General features: G+C 72.6%; 18 protein-coding genes. 6 read left to right on the top strand and 12 right to left on the bottom strand.

What is annotated here, in order from left to right; genetic code table 11:
• Positions 1 to 127: 127 nt before the first annotated feature.
• The 3 genes from N866_RS03030 to N866_RS19685 form a co-directional block, all read right to left on the bottom strand.
• Positions 128 to 1,384, bottom strand: coding sequence for an LCP family protein (locus N866_RS03030; RefSeq protein ID WP_245612344.1), 1,257 nt, complete (start codon positions 1,382 to 1,384; stop codon positions 128 to 130).
• 112 nt (positions 1,385 to 1,496) lie between these two features.
• Positions 1,497 to 3,515, bottom strand: a complete 2,019-nt coding sequence (locus tag N866_RS19690; protein ID WP_052022314.1) for an S-layer homology domain-containing protein — start codon at positions 3,513 to 3,515, stop codon at positions 1,497 to 1,499.
• A gap of 264 nt (positions 3,516 to 3,779) precedes the next feature.
• Positions 3,780 to 6,212 (bottom strand): S-layer homology domain-containing protein, encoded by a 2,433-nt coding sequence (locus tag N866_RS19685; RefSeq protein ID WP_155855175.1) that lies wholly within the window; start codon positions 6,210 to 6,212, stop codon positions 3,780 to 3,782.
• Between the two features lie 281 nt (positions 6,213 to 6,493).
• Between N866_RS19685 and N866_RS22045 the strand changes: the two genes are divergently transcribed.
• Entirely contained in the window at positions 6,494 to 7,516 is a 1,023-nt protein-coding gene (locus N866_RS22045) for a polysaccharide pyruvyl transferase family protein (RefSeq protein ID WP_052022312.1), read from the top strand.
• Positions 7,513 to 8,403 carry a glycosyltransferase family 2 protein gene (locus N866_RS03010; RefSeq protein ID WP_052022311.1) on the top strand — a complete coding sequence of 297 codons (891 nt, stop codon included), beginning with the start codon at positions 7,513 to 7,515 and terminating at the stop codon, positions 8,401 to 8,403. Before N866_RS22045 ends, N866_RS03010 begins: the two co-directional genes overlap by 4 nt.
• Positions 8,404 to 8,470: 67 nt before the next feature.
• Here the strand turns inward: N866_RS03010 and rfbB are convergent, their stop codons facing one another.
• Positions 8,471 to 9,466, bottom strand: a complete 996-nt coding sequence (rfbB, locus tag N866_RS03005; RefSeq protein ID WP_034222399.1) for a dTDP-glucose 4,6-dehydratase — start codon at positions 9,464 to 9,466, stop codon at positions 8,471 to 8,473.
• Positions 9,467 to 9,586: 120 nt separating this feature from the next.
• On the opposite strand from rfbB, the gene N866_RS03000 reads away from it, so the two are divergent.
• From N866_RS03000 to N866_RS02985, 4 genes are all read left to right on the top strand, one after another.
• Entirely contained in the window at positions 9,587 to 11,434 is a 1,848-nt protein-coding gene (locus N866_RS03000) for a methyltransferase (RefSeq protein WP_034222396.1), read from the top strand.
• Positions 11,435 to 11,513: 79 nt separating this feature from the next.
• On the top strand, positions 11,514 to 12,773 hold the full coding sequence (locus tag N866_RS02995) for a rhamnosyltransferase WsaF family glycosyltransferase (protein WP_052022310.1): 1,260 nt from the start codon (positions 11,514 to 11,516) through the stop codon (positions 12,771 to 12,773).
• Positions 12,766 to 13,692 (top strand): NAD-dependent epimerase/dehydratase family protein, encoded by a 927-nt coding sequence (locus N866_RS02990; protein ID WP_034222393.1) that lies wholly within the window; start codon positions 12,766 to 12,768, stop codon positions 13,690 to 13,692. Before N866_RS02995 ends, N866_RS02990 begins: the two co-directional genes overlap by 8 nt.
• Entirely contained in the window at positions 13,685 to 14,674 is a 990-nt protein-coding gene (locus N866_RS02985; protein WP_245612343.1) for a glycosyltransferase family A protein, read from the top strand. Before N866_RS02990 ends, N866_RS02985 begins: the two co-directional genes overlap by 8 nt.
• 48 nt (positions 14,675 to 14,722) lie before the next feature.
• On the opposite strand, the gene N866_RS02980 is transcribed toward N866_RS02985, so the two are convergent.
• The 8 genes from N866_RS02980 to N866_RS02945 all read right to left on the bottom strand — a co-directional run bounded on the left by N866_RS02980 (position 14,723) and on the right by N866_RS02945 (position 23,886).
• Complete coding sequence (locus tag N866_RS02980; RefSeq protein WP_034222390.1) at positions 14,723 to 15,631, bottom strand: ABC transporter permease; 909 nt, start codon at positions 15,629 to 15,631, stop codon at positions 14,723 to 14,725.
• Positions 15,632 to 15,725: 94 nt separating this feature from the next.
• Entirely contained in the window at positions 15,726 to 18,194 is a 2,469-nt protein-coding gene (locus tag N866_RS19680) for an S-layer homology domain-containing protein (protein WP_155855174.1), read from the bottom strand.
• A complete protein-coding gene (locus N866_RS02970) occupies positions 18,191 to 18,739 on the bottom strand; it encodes a hypothetical protein (RefSeq protein ID WP_034222388.1) in 549 nt (182 codons plus the stop codon). The genes N866_RS19680 and N866_RS02970 overlap by 4 nt, the downstream gene beginning before the upstream one ends.
• Before the next feature lie 193 nt (positions 18,740 to 18,932).
• Positions 18,933 to 20,132, bottom strand: a complete 1,200-nt coding sequence (locus N866_RS02965) for an ABC transporter ATP-binding protein (RefSeq protein ID WP_034222385.1) — start codon at positions 20,130 to 20,132, stop codon at positions 18,933 to 18,935.
• Between the two features lie 266 nt (positions 20,133 to 20,398).
• Positions 20,399 to 21,505, bottom strand: a complete 1,107-nt coding sequence (locus N866_RS02960) for a glycosyltransferase family 4 protein (protein ID WP_216699364.1) — start codon at positions 21,503 to 21,505, stop codon at positions 20,399 to 20,401.
• A gap of 34 nt (positions 21,506 to 21,539) precedes the next feature.
• Positions 21,540 to 22,673: a glycosyltransferase family 2 protein gene (locus N866_RS02955; protein ID WP_052022308.1), complete on the bottom strand. Its 1,134-nt coding sequence runs from the start codon at positions 22,671 to 22,673 to the stop codon at positions 21,540 to 21,542.
• Positions 22,670 to 23,149, bottom strand: a complete 480-nt coding sequence (locus N866_RS02950; RefSeq protein WP_081802267.1) for a DUF2304 domain-containing protein — start codon at positions 23,147 to 23,149, stop codon at positions 22,670 to 22,672. The genes N866_RS02955 and N866_RS02950 overlap by 4 nt, the downstream gene beginning before the upstream one ends.
• The gene (locus N866_RS02945) at positions 23,146 to 23,886 is read right to left on the bottom strand and encodes a glycosyltransferase family 2 protein (protein ID WP_034222382.1); all 741 of its coding nucleotides are present in this window, start codon (positions 23,884 to 23,886) and stop codon (positions 23,146 to 23,148) included. The genes N866_RS02950 and N866_RS02945 overlap by 4 nt, the downstream gene beginning before the upstream one ends.
• Positions 23,887 to 23,934: the final 48 nt, after the last annotated feature.

Here is a 23,934-nt window from a genome sequence, read left to right as displayed (position 1 = left end):
CGCCCGGGGCGCGTACGACGGCGGTGTGGCGCCGGGGCGGCCGGCGGCGCGTGCGGGGGTGTCCTCGGGCGGCCGCGTGCTGCGACGGGGCGGCGGCGTGCCGTCGGAGTCGTGTCCGGCGCCCACGTCAGCCGCAGACCGTCGGGTCGATGTCAGCAGGGCTGAACGGGTCCACGCCGGGCGTGGGCGCCTCGGTGGGATCGGGTGCCGTGGTCGGGGCCGGCGTCGCGGGTGCCGACGGGTCCGTGGGAGCCGGGGTCTCGGCGGGGGGCTCCTCGACCGGCTCCGGCGCGAGGGCCTCGCGGATGGAGCGGTCCTGCGCGATCGCCTCGAACACGACCTCGGCCTCGTCCGTCCAGACGACCTGGTTCGGGTCCTGCGGGAAGGCGGCGATGGGCACGGTCAGGAAGGTGATGTTCCCGGGCGGGACGTTGCGGAGGCTGAACGCCAGCCCCGCCAGGTTGGGGATGTTGCCGAGCGCCGGGTCCGTGGTGATCGACTGCGTGGCGGCGGTGAGGAAGCGGTACAGGCCGGCGGAGTCGGTGAGGATGTTCTTGGAGAGCACCTCCGACGCCGTCGCCGCCAGCAGCTTCTGCTGCCGACCCAGGCGGCCGATGTCCGACCCGTCGCCGAGCCCTTCGCCCGTCCGCGCCCGGGCGTACGCCAGCGCCGTCCGCCCGTCGAGGGTCTGGTTGCCGGCTGCCAGGTCCAGCGCCGCCTTCTCGGACCGCATGGGCTGCTCGATGCACATCGGGATCCCGCCGAGCGCGTCCACCATGTTGATGAAGCCGGCGAAGTCGACCACGATCCAGCCGTGCACGAAGACCCCCGTCAGGGACTCGACCGTCCGGATCGTGCAGGCGGCGGCGTCGGACACCTCGCCGCTGGCGGAGCCGATGGAGAAGGCCTCGTTGAAGCGTGAGTCACGGGCGTCCGAGGTGGTCCCGTCGGACCGGTTGCAGGCGGGGATCTCCACGTGCGAGTCGCGGGGGATCGAGACCATCTCCACCCGCTGCCGGTCCGCGGACACGTGGAGCAGGATCGTGGTGTCCGACCGCATGCCCTCGACCGCGCCGCCGATCGCGGCGTTCTCGCCGTCCCGGACGTCCGATCCCATGATCAGGATGTTGAGCGCCTGGCCCGCGTTGGGGTCGTCCGGGTCGACAGGGGTCAGCTGGACGGGGCGCTCGCCGAGCAGGTCCGTCACGTCCGCCGTCGCGATGTTGCCCTCGATCCGGACGTACGCGGTCGCCGCGCCGGTCGCGCCGAAGGACACGGCGGCGGCGACGACCAGGGCAGTGCCCCGGGCCAGCGGGTGGCTGCGCACCCGCCGCGCGTGCCGGGCGCTGCGCAGGCGTCGCGGCGCCGCATGACGAGGACTCACAGGGAAGCAGCATACGAGGACGACGTCACCGCACGGCGCCCGACGTGCGGCGACCTCGTGGAGAAGTGATGGAGGTGGGCCGGAAGCCCTGGCGTCGGCACAGGCCGGCCGGCTACTGCGGCATCGAGGACATGCGATAGAAGAACGCGGCCATCGCCTGACGAGCCACCGGAGCGCCCGGTCGGAACGTGCCGTCCGTGTAGCCCGTCGTGATGCCGCTCGCCTCCAGCCACGAGATCTCCCGGTAGAACGGATGGCTCACCGGCACGTCGGAGAACTTCTGTGCGCCGGGCCGGTAGGTCGCGTCGCCCAGCGTCCGGAAGAGGAAGGCCGCCATGGCCCCGCGGGAGACGGGCTCCGCGACTCCGAACGAGCCGTCGGAGTTCCCGTTGGTGATGCGGTGGGCCCGGAGCCACGAGATCTCGCGGAAGAACGGGTGCTGAACGGTGACGTCGGTGAACTGCTGGACGGCCCACGGCGTGTACACCTCACCGCTCCGGCGATAGAGGAACGCCGCCATCGCGCCGCGCGACACCGGTGCACTGGGCCGGAACCCTCCGTCGGCATACCCCGTCGTGATGCCCGAGGACGCGAGCCACGTGATCTCCCGGTGGAACTGTGACCCGGGAGGGACGTCGACGAACGACACCACCGGGATCGTGACGGGCCCGGGCGGCGGGGACGGTTCGAGCCTCACGCGGGCGGTCGCCGAGGAGACCGACAGCACCGTGACCGTCCAGCCGGAGCGAGGGATCGTCAGCGGCTGACCGATCCTGAGGCCGGCACCGTCCTCCAGCGGCCTGCCCAGGACGAGAGCGCTCCGGACGACCGGAGCAGATGCCCCGTACCTGTCATCGACGGCGATCTCGCGGAGCTGCACCCCTGCCCACGACTCAGGTGTTCGCGTGTCCGGAGCCACGCGAGGGCGGTACTCCAGGTACCAGCGTCGACCATCGGCGCCGGGGACCTCGACGCCGCGAGTCCCGCTGCCCGCCTGCACGGGCGCCACGTCGACCTCCAGGACGGCGCCCGGAGCGGGTCGTACGGGCTCGACCAGCCCGAGGGCGTGGGCGAACCCGACATTCAACGTCCCCGGGTCACGCAGCATCGCGTAGCCCATGACGTCCGCGCTGTCGTGGTACTCGTGCAGGAGGCAGGTGGTCGTCAGGACGCTCGGCTGCCCGCTCTCCGTGCACCGCATGACGTCGGCATGGCCGAGAAGGAAGTTGTGCCCGATCTCGTGTGCGAGGACGTCGACCGCGTTGATGCCGTTGATCCAGATGCGTCCACCTCCGAGGGTGGCTTGGCCCGCCCAACCGCACGAGCGGTCCTGCGGGAAGTGGATCGCGACGTGATCGCCCGGCGCCGGTACGAACCCATGCTCCAGCAGGGCTGCGTTGTAGATCGCGCCGACACTCGCGCAGGAGGAGGGGGCCGCGATCTTCTTCCACGGCTGGGTCTGCACCACCATGTCGATCTGCCCGGCCGACTGGGCGCGCCAGTAGTCGGCTGCCTTCTGCGCGACGGAACCGAGTCCTTGCTGCGTGGGCTCCGACGGTGCGGAAGCGGTCCAGTACACCGGCAGGACGACGAGACGACCACCCGCTGCGGTGACCTGTGCCAGAGGGACGGCGGCAGGAGCGGCACCGGGAGCACCGGGCTCGACGGTCAGCGCCGTCGCACCGGCTGCCGATCCGACGGGCGACGCCCCCGGCTCGGTCCCCAGCGTCGTCGTCGAGACGTCGACGGACACGATCGACGTGGTCCCGTCGCGTCGGCCGGCATCGAGGACCGCCTCGTCACCGCGTGCCTGAGGTCCCCGCAACGTCAGTTCCACGCGGTCGCCCGAGCGCAGATCCGCTTCCATGGTGTCCGGCAGGTCGAGCAGGGCGCCATCCACGTCGACCATGGCTGTCGTGGTGAGTCCCGCGGGGTCGTCGGGATCCGCCACACCGGTCCCCGGAGGCTCGTCGACGACGACGATCTCCACGGCCCCCTCAACCGTCACGACGTCCAGCTGCTGCGCCAGTGCCGGGTTCGTCCAGATGGCGCCACCGAGGACGACCAGGCCGGTCGTCGCTGACAGCAGTCGCGTCCTTCGGGCGGGGCTGGGTCCGTGCGTTCGGGACACTGCTGCTCCTCGGTGGTGGGACCGGAGTCATCCCTCTCATCGGACGATCCGGGTGGACGCATGAGGCGTCGGGCCGCAGGGGAGGCGGGAGATCTTGACGCCTCCGCAGGAGCGGTGGGTGGCGTGGACGCCGCCATCACCCCGGCAGCGCGCTCGAGGAGCTGCTCCGGTGCCCTGACAGGTGGTGCAGAGGGACTGCCGCGGATCACGGGTCCGAGCGTGAAGGGCCTCCTGCTCGGCCCACGCGTGTCGATCTCGCGAGTGTCAGACCTCGTTCGCGCGCCGCAGGAAGGCGGCCATCGCGTGCCGGGAGACGGGTGCGGTCGGGCGGAACGTCCCGTCCGGGTTGCCCGTCGTGATCCGGGTCGCCGCGAGCCACCGGATCTCCGCCTCGAACGGCGTCCCCGTCACGTCGCTGAACCCGCTCGGCTCCTCCGTCGGCGAGCCGTCGTACGCGCGGTAGAGGAAGGCTGCCATGGCTTGCCGGGACACGGCCGCAGCGGGTCGGAACTCCTGCCGGCCGCCCCCCAGGTCGGTGCCGTCCGCGATGCCCGCGGCTGCGAGCCACTCGATCTCGCGGAAGAAGGGGTGGGTCTGGCTCACGTCGACGAACGTGGGGCTCGCGGGCGCCGAGAAGGCGGGTGAACCGGCAGCCCGGTAGAGGAACGCCGCTATGGCCTGCCTGCTCACGGGCGCGACAGGTCGGAACGAGCCGTCGACGTTCCCCGTGGCGATGCGCTGACCGGCGACCCAGCCGATGTCGGTACGGAACGGCGACGCGGCGACGTCCCAGTAGGGGGTGGTCGCGCCTGCTGCCGGGAGGTGCCCCAGGGACTCCACCCGGAAGCCGGAGGCGCCGGCGGGGCGCTCGACCCGGACCTGCCGGTCCAGTCCCGTGCCCACGAAGCCGAGAGCGCATCCCGTGCTTCCGGACCCGACGTGCAGCTCGAAGGCCATCGCAGGACTGAGGTCGGAGGGAGAGATCCGGGCGGTCGTCGGCCCGGACGCGCAGACCCGCAGCAGGACGGCCGCCGCCGTCGTCGGCGTCCCGAGCGCCTGCGTCGTCAGCAGCGTCCCGAGGCCGGCGCTGCCGCTCTGCACGTCGAGAACGACCCGTGGGGTCTGAGCCACGAAGCCGTCGGGGTAGCGCAGGCGAACGGGGGTCGTCGAGCTGAAGACCTTGCCGTTCGTCGAGACGCCGTCGAACCGCACGCTGTAGGAGCCCGCAGCGAGCACGGCCTCGTGGGAGGTCGCGAACTCCGTGGTGACCGTCGCCCTCCGGGTCACCGTGCCGGAACGACGGGCGACCGCGGTGCCGCTGCTGTCGAGGAGCGTCGCCGTCCAGCCGGCCGGCACCGGGATGTCCACCTCGACGACCGCGGGTGCCACGCGCTGCACGCCGTCGTTCGCGACGATCCGCGTGAACTCGGGCTGGTAGGTCAGCATCTGCGACCGTGCGCGGCTCGCGATGTCGCGAAGGTGGTTCTGGATGGCGCCCGGGCAGGAGGTCTGCGCGACGTCACGGTGTCCGATGACCCGGGGCATGAGCACGCCGTTCTTGACCGCGCTGCCGGCAGGGTCGATCCCGTGGAGGTAGGACTTCCAGGCGATGACCCGGACGAGGGCGTCGATCGCCGCGGTCGTCGGTGCGACCTTGGTGTAGTCGCCCAGCACCGAGACGCCGACGGTGTTGGTGTTGTGGCCGGAGGCGTGCACGCCGACGACCAGCTCCTCCAGGCCGCCCCGGCGTCCCTCGAAGACCTGGCCGAACTTGTCGACCAGCACGTTGTAGCCGATGTCGCACCATCCCCGTGCGTCCACGTGGTAGCGCTGGATGCCGCGGAGGATCGCGGGGGAGTCCGCGGCCGAGTAGGCGTTCGTCCCGGCGGTGTGGTGCACGACGAAGCGGTCGAGCTGCGTCCCGTAGTCCGGCGTCGCGCACTCGGGCCGCGGCGGCACGTCGGAGGCTCCCCAGCGGAGGCGGCTGATGACCGCCGGGGCACCCGTGGCGGTGAGCACCCCACCGACGGCGGTCGCGGTCGTCCCCGTGCTGCTGGCCGCCGACCACCCGGGACCAGGCCACGTGGCTTCCTGCCCCCCGTCCACGAGGACGAGGTGCGCGTCCGTGACGGGTGCCGAGTCCAGGCCGCTGATGCGCACCTCGATCGCGTCCGCTCCCGACGCGACCATGCCCTCGCTCATGACGGGGGCCAGGGCGCCGGCACCGGAGCGCGCCTCGTCCTCCCCCTCGCCACGGGTCATCTCCACGTCGGCCCACTCGTCCCACCCTGTGGCGGTCCGGAACCGGATCTCCGCCCGGGGCGACCCCAGGCCGGCAGGTCGCCACGCGAGGCCGACGACGACGGCACCTGCGGTGGGGACGGTGCGCTGCAGCAGCGCCTCGTCCCCGGGTGCCCTCTGCGCGGCGAGAGGGGTCTCGTCGTCGGGCAGGACCAGGTCCTCGGCTGCAGGCACTGCCGTCGCTGCCGCCCCCTCGACGATGAGGGGGACGGTCTCCAGACCGTCCTCGGCCTGGCCGGTCGAGGCGGCGGCGGTCGGCGCAGGGGAGCCGGGGTCCGCGGTCGTGCTGAAGGCCGACGCCTCGGCGGGGAGCACACCGATGCCGACGACGAGGGTCAGCGACGCGGCCATGCCGACGCCGGCCAGGGCTGCGCTCGCGGGCCGTCTGATGCTCATCGGGATCACCCTTCGTCCTCCGGCGTGACGCACGTCACGGCCGGGCCGGCCTCGGCGTGCGCCGAGCGCCGTCCGTGACGGCCCCACCGTCCCTTCGACCAGCACAGTGGGCCGACCCCCTCATCGGCAGCGCGCGTCCGGGCCTGAAGGCAAACGCTGCCACGGGATCCGTGGAGGAGGACGCCGCCACGCCTGGCACCGGTGGGCCAAGTAGGGTGCGGCCTGTGCACAACGCGGCCGGTCTCCCTTCGACGAACCCAGGGGGCGCGGGCGCCGGTCCGGTGACGCTCTCCACCCTGCGCAGCGAGGCCCGCGAGCGGCTCGCGGAGGTCCTCGATGGAGCGCGCACGGTGGCGCTCGTCAACTTCCCCAACCACGGCAACCCCGGGGACCCGGCCATCTGGCTCGGGACGCGCATCCTCCTGCGGGATCTCGGGGTCCGCGTCGGGTACTCGAGCGCGCACTGGGACTTCGACGCCGGCTCGCTGCGCTCCGCCGTCGGCTCGGCCCCCGTCCTCCTCAACGGCGGGGGCAACTTCGGGGACCTCTACCTCGGGCAGCAGCAGACCCGGATCGAGGTGCTCAGGACGCTCCGCGACAACCCGGTCGTCCAGCTGCCGCAGAGCATCCACTTCGCCGACCCGGCCAACGAGGCGCGGATGGCCGAGCTGCTGGCCTCCCACCCGGACTTCCGCATGATGGTGCGCGAGCGGAACGCCCTGCGGATCGCCCGGGAGCGGCTGGGCCTGGAGCCGACGCTCTCGCCCGACCACGCCCTCGCGCTCGGGGCCCGTTCCCGGACGCGCGCCCCGGTGTGGCCCGTCCTCTGGCTCACGCGGCTGCCCGGGGACCCGGAGCACGTCGACCACGGCGAGCCGGACGACCCGGACGTGCGCCGCGTGGAGTGGCTCCACGGGGTGCCGGACGACGAGGCGGGCTGGGACCTGGTCGGGCGGCTGGCCCTGCGCGTCAACCGGGCGGTGCGCGACAGCTGGTCCCCGGGCGTCCGCGGGATGGGCCTGCGGCACGCGGCCGCCGAGCGGACCTACACACCCCTGGCCTGGCGGTGGGTGCGCCGGGGGATCGACCTCCTCTCCTCGGCGGAGGTCGTGGTCACGGACAAGCTGCACGGTCACGTCCTCTGCGCGCTGCTCGGCATCCCGCACGTGGTCCTGGACAACTCCTACGGCAAGGTGTCGGGCACGCTCGACGCGTGGACCGGGGGACTGCCCGGCGTGCACCGTGCGGAGTCCGGTGAGGAGGCGCTGGCCTTGGCCCACCGGTTGCGGGTGGCGAGGGCGTGAGGCTCGTCGCGACCCTCCTCGTCCGCGACGAGGCGGACGTGGTCGCCGCCACGGTGGAGCACCACCTCGACCAGGGCGCCGAGCTCGTCGTCGTGACCGACAACGGGTCCGTCGACGGCACCACCGAGGTGCTCGAGGCCTACGCCCGCAGAGGTGTCGTGGACCTCCTCCACGAGCCGGACCACACCTACCGCCAGGCGCAGTGGGTGACCCGGATGGCCCACCGGGCCGCCGTGGAGCACCGCGCCGACTGGGTCCTCCACCTCGACGCGGACGAGTTCTGGGTGCCGGTCGACCGGTCGAGGACCGTCCACGCGGTGCTGTCGGACGTCCCGGCCCAGTTCGGCTCGGTGACCGCCCGTCGCGAGGACCTCGTGGGACGGCGGGGCGCACGCGGGCCGTGGCCGAGCCGCCTCCGGTGGCGCGACCTCGAGACCCTGTCGGAGCGTGGTACGCCGCTCGCTGCGAAGGTCGTCCACCGGGCGGCAGCCGACATCGTCGTCGAGCAGGGGAACCACGCGGTGCAGGGGCTGACGCTGTCCCCCTGGCCCGAGACCCCCCTGGACATCTACCACGTGCCCCTGAGGTCCTGGGAGCAGTTCCGTCGCAAGATCGACAACGGCGGCTCCGCGTACGCGGCCAACACCGAGCTCGACGAGAGCATCGGGTGGCACTGGCGGGCCGACTACGAGCGCCTCCAGCAGGGCACGTTGCACGCCGCGTACCAGGACCGCATCCCGCGCCTTCCGGCGCTCCTGCGTGCGGCAGCCGAGGGGCGGGTGCGTCGCGACTCGTGGCTCCTGCATCACCTGCGCGCCCTCCGCGGGCGGGCGGTACGGCCCGACCTCCTCGAGGCGGTCCTCACCGGCGCACGGCCGCAGCCCTGACGAGCGCGGGCGCCGACCTCAGGCGCCTGAGCCGGGGAGCCGACGCTCCGCCGGCGGGGCCGGTCCCTCAGCGGCCGAGCTGGGCGTACTTCGCCTCGGTGGCGTCCTTCTGCGGCCGCCACCACCCCTCGTTGGCCCGGTACCAGTCGACCGTGGCTGCGAGGCCGTCCCGGAAGCTGCCGTACCGCGGGGTCCAGCCGAGCTCCTCGCGGAGCTTCGTGGCGTCGATGGCGTACCGCATGTCGTGGCCCGGCCGGTCGTTGACGTGGTCGTACGCGTCGGGTGACTCACCCATGAGCTCCAGGATGAGCTCGACGACGGTCTTGTTGTCCACCTCGCCGTCGGCGCCGATGAGGTAGGTGTCCCCGATGTGTCCCCGCTCGATGATCGCCCAGACGGCGGTGTTGTGGTCCTCGACGTGGATCCAGTCCCGGACGTTCTCCCCGGTGCCGTAGAGCTTCGGGCGCACACCGTCGAGCACGTTCGTGATCTGGCGCGGGATGAACTTCTCCACGTGCTGGAACGGCCCGTAGTTGTTCGAGCAGTTGGAGATGGTGGCCTGGACGCCGAACGAGCGCACCCAGGCGCGGACCAGCAGGTCGCTCGCCGCCTTGGTCGACGAGTAGGGGCTGGACGGGTTGTACGGCGTCTCCGGCGTGAACTTGGCGGGGTCGTCGAGCTCCAGGTCGCCGTAGACCTCGTCGGTCGAGATGTGGTGGTACCGCGTCCCGTGGCGGCGCACCGCCTCGAGGAGCGTGTAGGTCCCGACGACGTTCGTCTGCACGAACGGCCACGGGTCGGACAGCGAGTTGTCGTTGTGCGACTCGGCCGCGAAGTGCACGACGACGTCCGCCTCGGCGACCAGACGGTCCACCAGAGGGGCGTCGGCGACATCGCCGTGGACGAGGGTCACCGCGTCTCCCACCGGGGCCAGGGACGACTCGTCGCCGGCGTACGTGAGGGCGTCGAGGACGGTCACGCGGAGGTCCGGGCGCTCCCGCACGCTCTGGTGGACGAAGTTCGAGCCGATGAAACCGGCACCGCCGGTGACGAGCAGACGCACGGATGACCTCCGGTGGGGGAGCCTGGCAACCTTTCGATCCTAGCGGGGACGGGGCGCCGGCCGTCCGGCGCAGGCACCCGGGGACGGTAAGTTGGTCCGACTTCAAGGAGGATCTTCATCGTGCTCAGCGCCACCCCCCTGCGTGCCCTCGGTGAGCGGGGCGACGACGGCCTCACCGTCCTGTCGGACCCCGGCCTGCAGTACGCCGACGGCGCCGAGGACACCCTCGCCCGGATCGTCGGTGGTGCGCAGGACCGCTCGTCGACGTCGGACGAGCTCGCCGCGGCGGCGACGGACTGGGCCACCACCTACTCCCTCACCCCCGTGCGCGCGAACCTCCTGCGCGGGGTCGACCTCCGTCCCGGGATGAAGGTCCTCGAGATCGGCGGGGGCTGCGGTCCGATCACCCGCTACCTGGGTGAGACCTGCGGGACCGTGGACTCCGTCGAGCCGATGCGCGCGCGGGCCCGCGTCGCGGCGCTGCGCACCGCCGACCTCGACGACGTCCGCGTGCACGTCGGCACCCTCGAGGACGTCCCGCGGGAGCCGGTCTACGACGTCGTCGTCGTGGTGGGTGTCCTGGAGTACGTGGGCCAGGGGACGCTCGACCCGGCGCCGTACCTGGACTTCCTCCAGCGGTGCCACGACGTCCTCGTCGAGGGCGGCACGCTCGTCGTCGCGATCGAGAACGCGCTCGGGGTGAAGTACCTCGCCGGAGCGGGCGAGGACCACACCAACCGGCCGTTCGACTCCCTCGAGGGCTACCTGCTGGGCTCGCCCGCCCGCACCTTCAGCCGGGACGTCCTGACCCGGCTGCTGCACAGCGCCGGGTTCGCTGCATCGGTCCTCGGCGCGTTCCCCGACTACAAGATGCCGCGCGTCCTCATGAGCGACGCCCTCTTCGCGACCAGCCCAGCCCTGGCCGAACGGCTGCCGCGCTTCCCCAGCCCCGACTGGGTCGTGCCGCGCCTGCAGCTCGCCGACGAGCGGATGCTGTGGCGGACGCTCGTCCAGGCGAAGGTGGGCCAGGACTTCTCCAACTCGCTCGTCGTGATCGCGACCAAGGGCGAGGGTGGCGCGCCGCTGTGGCCGCAGCACCGGCTCGCCGTCATGTTCAGCACCGACCGGCAGCAGGTCTACTGCACGCGCACCGAGGTCGTCGAGGCCGCCGGCGCTGTCGAGCTCCACCGGTCGGCGGTTCATCCGGGCGCAGAGGGCACGGGCGCAGCGCATGTCCGCCAGTGCGCTCCACCGGTCGAGGCCGAGCGTCACGGTGCCGAGATGGTGCAGGTGCTCGTCGACGAGCCCGTCCGCACGCCCGGCCTGCTGCGAGCCTGGGCGGCCCTGGTGCCGGACGTCCCCTGGGCGCCCGTGGACCTCGTCCCCCACAACATCCTGGTCGAGCAGGACGGCGGGCTCGCCGTGATCGACCAGGAGTGGGAGGTCGAGGGCTACGACCGGGACTGCCTGCTCGTCCGGGGGCTGCTGTGGACCGCCGTCGGGATGGCAGCCGCCTCACGGCGCGAGGTGCACGACCCGCCGCGGACCATCGGCCAGCACATGGAGGAGCTGGCGGCACACCTGGACCTGGAGCTCACCGAGGACCTGCTCGAGCGGTTCGCGGCTCACGAGGCGCGGTTCCAGAGCGAGGTCAGCGCGACGGCCACGCGCTCGGGCGACCGCCGGGTCGACGCTGCCGAGGACGTCCGGACGATCATGGCGCAGGACGTGACCGCGGTCCGGGGCGGCGCCCGCTTCGACGTGCAGTGGCAGCGGGCCCGGGACGACCTGCGGCACGCCGGCGACGTCCTCGCCGAGAAGGACGAGCGGATCGGTGCGCTGTCCGCCGAGGTGGCCGCCGTGCGCTCGCGTCTCGACCGGAGCATCGACGAGCGGGTGCGCCGTCGGCTGGGACCGGTCCTGCGGCGGCTCCGGCGTGCTGGTCGTGGCTCCGGCGGCAGGGCGTGATCCAGGTAGGGTGAAGGCGGCCCGATCGGGCAGCCCCGGCCCGGCGCTCGGGGGAACATCGGACCGACGGGAGGCTCCCATGCTGCGACGCGTCACCGGCCTGGTCGGACGCGTGGTGCGCATGACCCGTGATCGCGGCCTCCGCGTGCTGCTCTGGAAGGTGACGGGCCGTGTCGCGGAGGCCCTGCGACCGCCCGGTGAGGCCGAGCGTCAGCAGATCCGGATGCTCGTGCGGTACGAGGACGCGGTGGCGGTCGACTGGACCACCACCCCGGCGTGGCGGGCGGAACCGCACACGCCGACGTCCGGCCGGCTCTCGACCGCGTGGATCATGCACCCACCCGGTGAGTCGAGCGGTGGTCACCAGAACATCTTCCGGTTCATCCGCTTCCTCGAGGACGCCGGTCACGAGGCGACCGTGTACCTCTACCACGCCCAGGACTTCCCGATCGACGCCGGCCACCTCCAGCGGATGATCGCGGAGAGCCCGTCGTACCCCGACGTGCGTGCGGAGTTCGTGGCCTACGACCCCCGGTCGGGCGTCGCCCCGGGCACGGATGCGATCGTGGCGACGGGATGGGAGACCGCGTACCCGGCGTACCTCGACCCGTCGCGGGCGCGGCGCCTCTACTTCGTCCAGGACTTCGAGCCGGCGTTCTACCCCGTCGGCAGCGAGCACGTCCTGGCGGAGAACACGTACCGCTTCGGCTTCCACGGCGTCACGGCCGGCCGCTGGTTGAGCGGTCGCCTCGGCTCCGAGTACGGCATGACGGCGGAGCCGTTCAGCTTCGGCGCCGACGTGCGGCACTACAGCCACGAGGTCCGGACCGCCCGGAAGGACGTCTTCTTCTACGCCCGACCGGTGACCACCCGACGGGGATTCGAGCTCGGGGTCATGGCGCTGCAGATCCTCGCCGAGCGCCGTCCGGACATCACGATCCACCTGGCCGGCTGGGACGTCTCGTCCTACGACCTGCCGTTCCGTCACGTCGACCACGGGGCCATGAAGGTCACCGAGCTGAACGCGCTCTACAACCGGTGCGGCGCCGCTCTCGTGCTGTCGTTGACGAACCTGTCCCTGCTGCCGCTGGAGCTCCTCGCGGCCGGGGTGATCCCCGTCGTCAACGCCGGCGACAACAACGCGCTCGTCGCCGAGAACGACTTCATCGAGTTCTGCGAGCTGAGCCCCCGGGCGATGGCGGACCGGCTCGTCGACGTCCTGGACCGGCCGGACCTGGCCGAGCACGCCTCGCGCGCCTCGGCCAGCGTCGCCGACGCGTCGTGGGAGGCGTCGGGTCGCCAGTTCGTCGAGATCGTCACCAGGGCGCTCCGTGGCTGACGTCCTCGTCGTCGGGGGGAACGGCTTCATCGGGTCCCATGTCGTCGACGCCCTCGTGGCCCGCGGGCACACGGTGGCGGCCTTCGACCGGTTCGGTCCGCAGCCGCCGCTGTGGAGCGCGAGCGGAGTCCGCCCGATCGTCGGGGACTTCCTCAACGGCGACGACGTCCGCCGCGCGGTCGAGGGCCAGGAGATGGTCCTGCACCTGCTGTCGACGACCGACCCGGCGACCTCGGAGGGCGACCCGACGCTCGACGTCCGGACCAACATCCTCTCCAGCATCGGCATGTTCAGCGCCTGCGCCGCAGCCGGCGTGCAGAAGGTCTACTTCGCGTCCACGGGCGGGGCCATCTACGGCGACCAGCCCCAGACGGTGTTCCGTGAGACGGACCTCACGCTGCCCGTCTCGCCGTACGCGATCGGCAAGCTCACCATCGAGAACTACCTGCGGTACTTCCGGCGGACGCAGGGCCTGGACTCCACGGTCTTCCGCATATCTAACCCGTACGGCCCACGGCAGAACCCGAGGAAGCGGCAGGGTGTCATCCCGATCTTCCTGCGGCAGATCGCGGCGGGCGAGCCCCTCACCGTCTTCGGTGACGGATCCATGGTGCGTGACTACGTCTACGTCGCCGACGTGGCCGAGATGATCGCTCAGGCGGTCACGGAGGGGACGTCCACGGACCTCTACAACCTCGGCAGCGGGGTGGGGCTCCGGCTCACGGAGCTCCTGTCCGCGATCCGCGAGGTGACCGGCATCGAGTCGACGGTCCACCACAAGCCTCAGCCGCCGACCTTCGTGGACCACGTGACCCTGGACACGAGCCGGTTCTCGGAGGAGTTCGGCGCCCCAAGGCTGACCTCGCTCCACGACGGCATCGCCCGCACGTGGCAGGAGATCGGAGCGGCCCGTGACTGAGGCGCTGAGTCCGGCGGACGGTGCGTCGGGGGTCGAGGACGCGTCCCCGGCCGCCGTCGACGTGACGGTGGTCATCCTCACCTGGAACGGGGAGCGGTATCTCGAGGCGATCCTGGCCTCCCTGCGACAGCAGCGGTACGACGGCGTGATGGAGGTCCTCGTCATCGACTCGGGCTCGACGGACCGCACGCTGCAGATCGTCGCCGCTCACCCCGAGGTCCGCCTGCACGAGATCCCGAACAGCGAGTTCGGGCACGGGCGCACGCGCAACCTCGCCGCCCACCTCGCGCACGGGCGCCACGTCGTCTACCTCACGCACGACGCCGTGCCGTCCCACGACCGGTGGCTGTACGAGATCCTGAAGCCGTTCGAGCTCAACCCTCGCGTCGCGGCCGTCATGGGCTCGCAGATCCCGCGGCCGTGGTGCTTCCCGCTGCTCAAGTACGAGATCCGGGCGGTCTTCCAGGGATTCGGACCCGGGTTCGGCACGACGTTGTTCTACGTGGACGACTTCGTCCAGGACGAGGCCGTGCGGAACGCGGTGACCTTCTACTCCGACGTGAACTCGGCGGCGCGCCGCGAGGTGCTCATCGGTGAGGTCCCCTACCGGGACGTCTCCTACGCCGAGGACCAGCTCCTCGGACGGGACCTGGTCGATGCGGGGTACCTCAAGGCCTACGCCCCTCGCGCGTCGGTCGTGCACTCGAACGACATGACGCTGGCGGAGTACGACGAGCGCATGGTGGACGAGACGAAGGGCCTGCGCGAGGTGGGGATCGACGTGGCCGTGCCGGCCTGGTCGGTCATCGCGAGGATGGTCGTGCGCGGGGTCGTCCGCGACCAGGTGCACATCCTGCGGGACGGCGACTTCGGGCTGCTGCGGAAGATCTACTGGTCTTTGGTCAACCCGCTGTTCCACCTGCAGAAGTGGCGCGGCGTGCGGCGGGGCGCGCTCGAGCCGTTGGCCCCGGTCGGCCACTGAGCGTCAGGGCGCTGCGGCCGCGTGCCGACGGCCCGACGTGCGAGCCCCTCAGAGCTCCTGGGCGAAGTTGCCCTCCAGGCGCGAGAAGACGCGCTGGGCGACCCACAGGAGGAGCATCGACACCATCGTCGCCACGACGAGGCGCGTGCCCAGGTCGCTCGGGAAGGGCTCCTCCGCGCCGCCGACCCACATGCCGCGCTGGAACGCCAGCACGGCGAGGGTCACCGGGTTCGCGAGGTAGAGCTCCTCGAGGAAGCCTCCACCCAGGTGGGCCGTCACGAACTTGTAGGAGTAGATGATCGGGGACGCCCAGAAGAGGATGAGCATCACGATCTCGACCAGGTGCTGCACGTCCCGCAGGTACACGTTCAGCGCACTGAGGAGGACGGCCAGGGCGGTGCTGAAGGTCATGACGAGCACCAGCCCGAGGGGCACGTAGATCAGGTTCGCCCAGGCGGGGAAGGCACCGGCGATCACCGTGCCGAGCGTGAGGACCACGAACTGGATCCCGAAGTTGAACAGGCCGGCCCCGACCGTGCTGAGCGGGAACACCTCGCGCGGCAGGTAGACCTTCTTCACCAGCCCCGAGTTGGCGACGATCGAGCCGGTGCCGCCCGCGACGACCTCGTTGAACAGACCCCAGACGGTCAGCCCCGCGAAGATGAAGATGGCGAAGTCGGGGATGTTGCGCGCCAGCTGCAGGAACTGGCCGATGACCACGAAGTAGATGGCGAGCTGCGCGATCGGCTTGAAGAGGCTCCACACGAAGCCCAGGGAGCTGTTCTTGTACCGTGCCCGCAGCTCCCGGCGCACCAGCAGCCCGACGAGCTCTCGGGCTCCCCAGATGTCCCGGACGGAGGCCACCGTGCCCGTCGCGATGCCCCGCTGCGGTCCGAAGGGGCGCAGCGGCTCGCGCGCGATGCGGGACATGCGCTGCTCGGCTGCGGACGTGGCCATGGGTGGTGCCTCCTCGGATGGGTACCCCTCGCAGGTGACTGCGCAGGGCCGCGGTCGATCGTAGTCGCCGCGGCACCGTGCGCTGCTCTCGCCGTCAGAGCCCGTCGAACCTGTGCAGGAAGGCTGCCATCGCCTGCCGGCTCACGGGATCCGCCGGGTTGTACATCAGCCGACCGTTCACGGACTGCCCCGTCGTGACACCGACCGACGCGAGCCACTCGACCTCCCGGGCGAACGGTGCCGTCGCCGGCACGTCCGCGAAGGTCGGCGCGGCCGGCGGCGTGAACGCCGGGGAGCCGGCGGCACGGTACAGGAAGGCGGCCATCGCCCGCCTGCTCACGAAGGCCGTGGGCGCGAAACGCACCGTCCCGTCCGGCGCCGACGTCCCGGTCGCGATCCCGGCTGCGGTGAGCCACTCGACCTCGCCGTAGAACTGCGAGCCCGGGAGCACGTCGACGTAGGTCGGCGTGGCGGGGAGGTCCACCGCCGGCCTCCCGGCCATCCGGTGGAGGAACGCCGCCATCGCCTGACGGCTCACGGGGTCGGTGGGTCGGAAGGTGCCGTCCGCGTAGCCGCTCGTCACGCCCGAGGCGGCGAGCCAGACGATGTCCTCGGCGAAGGGCTGGGTGAGCCACACGTCGTCGAACTGCGTCAGGGCGGCGAACCGGCCCACGGGCATCAGGCCGGCGACGGGGCCGGTCACCCGAAGGACCACCGGCTCGGACGTGCCCGCCAGGAAGCGCAGCTCGGCGTCGTCGCGGACAGGTCGGCGGACCCCGCCCTCGACGAGGTAGCGCACCGTCGAGCCCACCGGCTCGACGAACAGCGGCGTCGCCGGTGTCCCGGTCTCGGTGAACCCCGCGAGGGTCTCCGACCCCACGACCGGCGGAGCCGGCGGGGCGGCGGCCGGGTCGACGACACGCGTGATCGAGCTGCCGCGCAGCAGCATCGTGGCGTCGTCCGTGGATCGGCGCACGAAGGGTGTCAGCGGGGCGCCGCCCGACAGCCGGGACAGCCCGGCGGCGTCCAACGGACGGACGGGCAGCTTCCCGAGGACCGTGCCCTCGAGCAGCGCCGCGGGGACCGGGTTGAGGCCGGCGGAGTGGCTGAGCGACGTGGCGCCCGTGGTGCGGTCGGTCAGCACGAGGCCCGGTCGGATGATCGGGTCGCCGTACGGGAGCCCCGCGACGGCGTCCCGGGACAGCCGCACGACGTCGGTCGAGAGCCCGGCCCGCGTGAGCGACTCCTGGTCCGCCGCCTCGTGCTTGACCGCGTCCCGGACGGTGAAGAGCGCGCCGTCGGGCGACTGCAGGGTGGGGCGCATGACGCCGTCGTCCGGCATGGCGGCCAGCTGCACGTCGCTGAGGCTGACCAGGGCGCCGCAGCTGCCGCCGTAGTGGGCGACGAGCGTGCAGGAGGAGAACGTGTGCTTCTCACCCTGGTCGACGAAGAGGACGGTGCCGCTGCTCGCGAGGACGAACCGGCCGAGTGCCGGCCCCGTGGTGCGGCGGTCCAGGTAGACCTGTGAGACCGTGCCGACCGGGCCGAGCGGGGCGTACGCGCTGAGCACGGCGAGCGAGTTGACCGGGTGCTTGACCGATCCGACGACGAGGTAGACCTGGCCGCTCGTCGCCGTCCGGACGAGGAAGCTGCCCGCCTGCGTGGAGCCGAACCAGTCGGTGAAGAGCCGCCAGAAGTTCCGGTTGCCGTAGGAGCTGCAGGCGTCGCCGGTGCCGTACAGGTTGGCGAGCGCCGCGGCGTTCGGCTGGTACGGCGTGTACGTGTAGAGCCCGGCCGTCGCCTGGTTGTGGATGAACACGGGCGAGGAGCCGCAGACGAACGTGCCCGGAGGGTCCTGCTTCGGGTGGTAGAGGACGTCCACCGTGCGCTGCGGGCGGTACCGCGGGTAGCGGTCCGGGTTGGCCGCGTAGTTCTGGTACTGCCTCGCCGCGAGGTAGAGCTGGTTGAAGAGCCCGAAGTACTCCTCGTTGCACGGGGCCGTGTCCGGGCAGCCGAAGCCGGTCGCGCGCTCGTAGGCGTAGGCCGAGGGGGTCCGTCTGGTGACGAGGGACTGCTCCTTCTCCAGGAGGACGATGAGGACGCGCGGGTTGACGTCACAGCTCAGGCCCACGCCGACGATGATCTGGGCCGCCGTCTGCTGCGTACCACCGGCGTAGCCGCGGCAGAGGCCGTCCGCGGCCTTCGCGACCGTCGGGACCTGGATGTCCTTGAGGCAGGGGAGCCCGTCGGCGTTGGGTCGGCACGCTGCCCCGCGGTCGTCGAGGAAGGCCTGCACCTGCGCGACCGTCATGGTCCCGGGGTCGAAGAAGACGGAGTCGCTGATGATGTTGCCGGCGGCCCAGTCGCTCGCGACGGCTGCCGCGACCGGCCCGGCCGGCACTGCGGACGTCGGCGCCGGTGAGGTGCTGATCGCCGCGGCGACCGGGGTGATCGGTGCCACCGCGGCCGGAGCCGTGGCTGCGGTCGCCGCGGCGGCGGGCCCCACCACGGCGGTCACCAGCGCGACGATCGTCGTGACCGTGGCCACGAGCCCGCGTCTCATGGCGAGACCTCGGTCGTCGCGGAGGTCCCCGAGCTCGCGGGAGAGGCATAGGTCACCACGACCGTCGAGCCGGCCGTGGGCGGGACGTCGAGCTCCATGAGCTCGCAGGACGTCGAGGTCGCGTCGGGCCACGCGGGGACGGAGACGGCCGTTCCGCTGGGGACCAGCGTCGCGGTGCAGGTCCCACCCTCCTCGATGAGGCCGGGCAGGTAGGCGACGACCTCGGTGACATCGGGATCGGTGCCGGGGCCGGCGTAGGTCACCACGACCTCCACAGCGTCCCGGCTGGTGGGCGGGGGCTGCGGGTCCTGCGTGGGCTGGGGGGCCGCATCCGCCGGGTCGGGGGCCGGCGACGTGGCGGGGCCGGGCCCGGGTGCGGTCTCCGAGCCGCCGGGCGGCTCCGCCGCCGGCCCCGACGGCTCCTGAGAGGGTGCAGCGGGGGGTGACGAGGCGGCAGCCCGTGGCTCCGACGCGGTGCACGCGGCGAGGGAGAGCCCGGTCACGAGCACCGTGAGGAGGGCGACGGGGGAGCGGGCGGCGATCATGCGGTGTCTCCGGCGACGAGGGTCCGCAGTGCGCGGTCGGGCGGTGTCACCGTCGCCAGGCGACGAGCGCCGGTGTCTCGGCGGTGCCGAACCATGACGCCTGGTCAGGTGCCGGTGTCTAGCACCATCCTCGCACGCGACCCTCCTGGCGGACCCCGTGTCGGTGGACGTGTCGGCCCTCCGCGCCGGCTCGTCAGCCGGTGACGCGCATGGACGCCGTCATGTCGACGACGCCGGTGCTGAGGGCGGAGTCGAGCTCGACCGAGAACAGTGCGCCTTGCGGGACGAGGTCGAGCGTCTCCCCGTCTGGGCTCCAGGCACGGGTGCGGATCACGTACTGCCCCGATCCCAGGCGGACCTGCGGCACGGAGATCTCCACGGTCGCGACGCCCGGACCGGTCGGCAGCCCCAGCTCCTGCCGCTCCGAGCTCGTCCCGTAGACGTACTGGCCGAGCGGCGTCTCGATGGAGACCCCCAGCCGCCACCCCGGCACCCGCTCGAGCAGGTCGACGTCGACGCCGATGCGCAGCGGCTCCCCGGCGCGCAGCACCGACGTGGGCGTGCCGGCGGCGTCGTTGAGCCGCACCTGGGTGATCCTGGCACGCGGGTGCGTGGGGGAGTCCGCCTCCTCGGCGTCCTCGCGCTCGCGCCGGTCGCTCTCGAAGGACTGGCGCAGGGCACGGATGCCCTCCTCCGGCGGTCCGTCGACGACGACGCGGCCGTCGCGCAGGAAGAGGGTCCGGTCGCACAGCTCCCCCACCTGGTCGGCGGAGTGGCTCACGAGCGCGATGGTCCGACCTTCCCGCTGGAACGACCGGATCTTGTCCATGCACTTGCGCTGGAAGGGTTCGTCCCCGACAGCCAGCACCTCGTCGACGAGCAGGAGGTCCGGGTCGACGTGGACGGCGACCGAGAACGCCAGGCGGACGTACATGCCGGAGGAGTAGAACTTCACCTGGGTGTCGATGAACTCCTCGATGCCGGAGAAGTCGACGATGGCGTCGAAGTGGCGGTCCGTCTCTGCCCTGCTCATGCCGAGCAGCGCCGCGTTGAGGTAGACGTTCTCGCGGCCGGTCAGGTCCTGGTGGAAGCCGGCGCCGAGCTCGAGCAATGCCGCCAGGCGCCCCCGGCGCAGGACCGAACCCGTCGTGGGCTGGATGATCGCACCGATCACCTTGAGCAGGGTGCTCTTGCCGGAGCCGTTCGCGCCGATGAGACCCACCGTGGTGCCCGCGTGGATCTCCGCGTTGATGTCGCGGAGCGCCCAGAAGTCGTCCACGTGCCGCCGGCTGCGACCGACGTTCAGCACGCGCTCCTTGAGGGACTTGTCCTTGTGGAGCACGAAGCGCTTGGACACGTCCTCGATGCGGACGATGCTCGTGGGGCTGCTCATGTCACTGCTCCTGTGCGACGTCGCCTTCGGGGCGGCTGGGCAACCACCGGCCGGGCGGCCCGGGGGCCCGGCCGCGTGCCAGGCCTTCCCGGGAGCGCAGCGCGGCGAGCGGCACCTGACATCTCACCGTCCTCCTGACCTGGGCTCACCGGTGGGTACTGCGCCCGCACCACAGCCCCGGCGCCCCTACGGCGCTCGATCCTAACCGGTGCCCGCAGCGCCTCGGCCCACGGCGCCGGGGGCGGGTCGGACGATGGCCTCGTCGGTCAGGCCTCCTGGGCGAGACCGTAGACCGCCCGCGTCGCGGCCGCGCTCCGGTCCCAGGTGAAGTCGGCCGCGCGCCGGAGCGACCGCTCGGCCAGGGGGCTCCGCCGGTCGAGGGCGTCGAGGATCCCGGCGGCGACGGACGACGCGTCGGCGGGGTCCACGAGCACCCCGTTGTCCGGGTCGCCGACGACCTCCGCCATCGACGTCCCGGCGGAGGTAACCACCGGCACGCCGTGCGCCATCGCCTCGAGGACGGGCAGCCCGAAGCCCTCCCGGATCGAGGGGAAGCAGAACGCCTCCGCACCCGCGTACGCCGTGTGCAGGTCGTGCCAGGACAGACGTCCGAGGGCCCGGACGCCCGGTGCATCCGACGTGGTCCGGCCTCCCCATCCCGACGGGCCGACCAGGACCAGCTCCATGCCGGGGCGCTCCCCCCGGACCAGCTCGAACGCCGCGACGAGGCGCTCGACGTTCTTGCGGGGCTCCAGTGTCCCGGCCCACAGGACGTAGGGCCGATGCAGCCCGTGCCGCCGGCGGAGGTCGTCCACCTGCCGGGCGGTCACCGCGGGGACACGCACGCCGTGCGGCACGACGTGGAGGCGGCTCTCCTCGATGCCGTGCGCGACGCAGTCCTCGGCGACCACCCGGGACGGGACGATCACCGCGGACGCCTCGTCCACCACCCGTTCCAGCGAGCGGACGAAGAAGCGCGCGCCCCGGGCGGTGAAGTGCCCGGGGTCGTGCAGGAACGCCAGGTCGTGGACGGTCACGACCAGCGGTCTCGTCGTGGGTGGCACGGCCCATGTCGTGGCGTGGACGACGTCCACGGGCCGCCTCAGCAGCGCTTCGGCCCGTGGTGCGCGCAGGCCGTTCCACGCGTCGTAGAGCACCCGTCGGGGCAGTGGCGCGTGGTCGACCGTCACGCCGCGCGGGCCGCGTCCGGACCGCGGCCGGTGCGCAGCGGCCAGCCCGCGCACCTGGGTGTCCTGACGCCGGTCGAGCGCCGCGAGGAGCTCGGTGATGTAGGTGCCGGAACCACCCGGCACCGGCTGCCACAGCTGCTCGACCGTCAGGCCGACGCGCAGCGGTTGGGTGCTGTCGTGCAACGCGGGCTCCTCCTCCTCGGACCGTTGGGCTGTCTCAGGTGCCGGCGCCGGTGCCGTGGCCCCGGGTCCGGTCGTCGACGAGGAGGTCGGCCACCACCTGCCGCGGGACCCGGGCCGTCCGGTCCACCTGCCGTCGGGCGCGCAGGTCCTCCGGGAGCCGGGTCACCGCGGTCCGCAGGCCCCGCCACTGCCACGCCCGCCCGGGCCCGGCGGCCAGGCGCACCGTCGTGCGGAGCCAGGCGCGGCCGACGACGGTCGCCGGGGCGTGGCGGACCGCGACGCGGAGCCTGTTGCTGACGTTGTGGACGACGAACACCTCGCTGCGCACCCCGGAGGACGCCGCGTGCCGGTGCACGGTGACGGCGTCGTGGGCGTGGACGACCCGCCACCCCCTGCGCCGCAGCCGCCAGGACAGCTCGGTGTCCTCGTAGTAGAGGAAGAGGGACTCCTCGAGCAGCCCGGCGTCGGCCAGGGCGCTGCGACGCAGCGCAGCGCACCCGCCGTTGAGGCCGAAGACGTCTGGTGGCGCCGGAGGGCCGTCGCCCGGCGCCAGCCAGTCGCGGTCGCGGCCGTTGCCCGTGCGGGTGACCTCGTTGCCCGTCGAGTTCAGCCGGCGGGTCGCACCGGGGACGGCCTCGCCCCCCGGCGCGCGGCGCCACGCGTGCGAGGCGCCGTCCACGAGGTCGGCGTCCTGGCGGGGTGGCGTGGCCGGCACGAACCATCCGTCCAGGAGGACCCGGCCGGTGACGGCGCCGACGTCGTGCCCCGACGGCCCGCGGAACGGTGCGGCGAGAGCGGCGTGCCAGCCCGGCTGGGCCACGGCGTCGTTGTTGATCAGGAGGACCAGGTCCGCGTCGGTGGCCCTGATGCCCGCGTTCACCCCGGCGGCGAACCCGTCGTTGACGCCCCGGCGCACGACGAGGACCTCCGGGTGGTCCCGCTCGGCCTGCTCCACCGAGCCGTCCGTCGACCCGTTGTCCACGAGCACGACCGTCACCTCGGCCGGAAGCACCCGGTCGAGGGAGTCGAGGCACGCGGGGAGCACCTCCGCGCCGTTCCAGTTCACGACGACGACGGCGCAGGTCAGAGGCGGCTCCGGCAGTGGCTCCCCCGGCGCGGGTGCCGGGGACGGACGCGGCGACGCGTGCGAGTCGTCCGGACGACTCACGAGGGGGGGCGAACGGTGCCGCCGACGTCGCCGACGGGTCGGGGAGGCGCGGCGGGGACGGGGCGGTCGGCCGGGAGGGAGGGCAGGGACGCGTCGGCGGGGCCGCCGTCCCGCGGTCGCGGCTGCGGTCGGAGACGGTCCTCGAGCTCCCAGAGGTCGAGGCGCACCAGCGCGATCTCCTCCGTCAGCGTGCGGGTCTGGTCCTCCACGCGGGACAGCTCGGTGGACAGGTGGATGCAGACGACCAGCAGGACGATGAAGGCCAGCGCGAAGAGCAGGTTCACGGGCGTGGCGACGCCGACGAGTCGCGCGAGCACCACGGCGAGCCCCGGGAACACGACGAACAGGATGTTGACCGCGGCCAGGGCGATCCAGATCCCCGCGTACTTCTCGCGGATACGGCGCGTCCGCAGCAGCCCCAGGACAGCGGCGGTCACCAGGATGCAGGCGACGGTCGCGAAGACGTAGCCGGTCACGTCGCAGCCTCCTGACGTACGGTCGAGCGTGGTCGCGTGAGGGCGACGAAGACGGCCAGCAGGGCTCGGGTCAGGAACACGGCCGCCTTGACGGGACCGTGCGACGGTCGTCCCCCGGCGCGGGGACGCATCTGCACGCCGACCTGGCGCACGGTGAGCCCGGTGCGCGCGGCGATGACGAGCGACTCGATGGTGTCCCCGAGGTACTCGGCGGGGTAGTCCGCGGCGAACCGGAGGATCGCGGCGCGGTTGCAGGCCTTGAACCCCGAGGTCGTGTCCGTCAGCCGCGTCCTCGCGACGCGGGACAGGATCGTCGACAGGACCCACATGGTCGCCCGCCGGGCGAGTCCGGCCGTGTAGGTGCCGACCCCGGCGAACCTGGCGCCGATGACGACGTCGGCCTCGCCGCGCTCCAGGGGCTGGAGGAGCAGCGGAACCGCACGCGGGTCGTGCTGCCCGTCGGCGTCGAGCTGCACGGAGTAGCGGTAGCCCCGCCGCTCGGCGAAGCGGTAGCCGGCTCGCATGGCCCCGCCGACGCCCAGGTTCACGGGGAGGTCGAGCACGCGGGCGCCGGCCTCGCGGGCGACCCGGGAGGTCTCGTCGGTCGACCCGTCGTTCACCACGACCACGTCCACGGAGGGCAGCACCTCCCGCACCTCACGGACCACGTCAGGGAGGGTCTCCTGCTCGTTCCAGGCGGGGATGATGATCACCACGGACGACTGGTCAACCGGCACGCCTGAACTGTACCCGCGGGGTCGTGACCGACCTCCACGCGCGACACC

The organism is Actinotalea ferrariae CF5-4 (assembly GCF_000603945.1).
Taxonomy (GTDB): domain Bacteria; phylum Actinomycetota; class Actinomycetes; order Actinomycetales; family Cellulomonadaceae; genus Actinotalea; species Actinotalea ferrariae.
The sequence above is the reverse complement of the archived record's forward strand: the minus strand, read 5'-3'. Positions and strand labels throughout refer to the sequence as shown.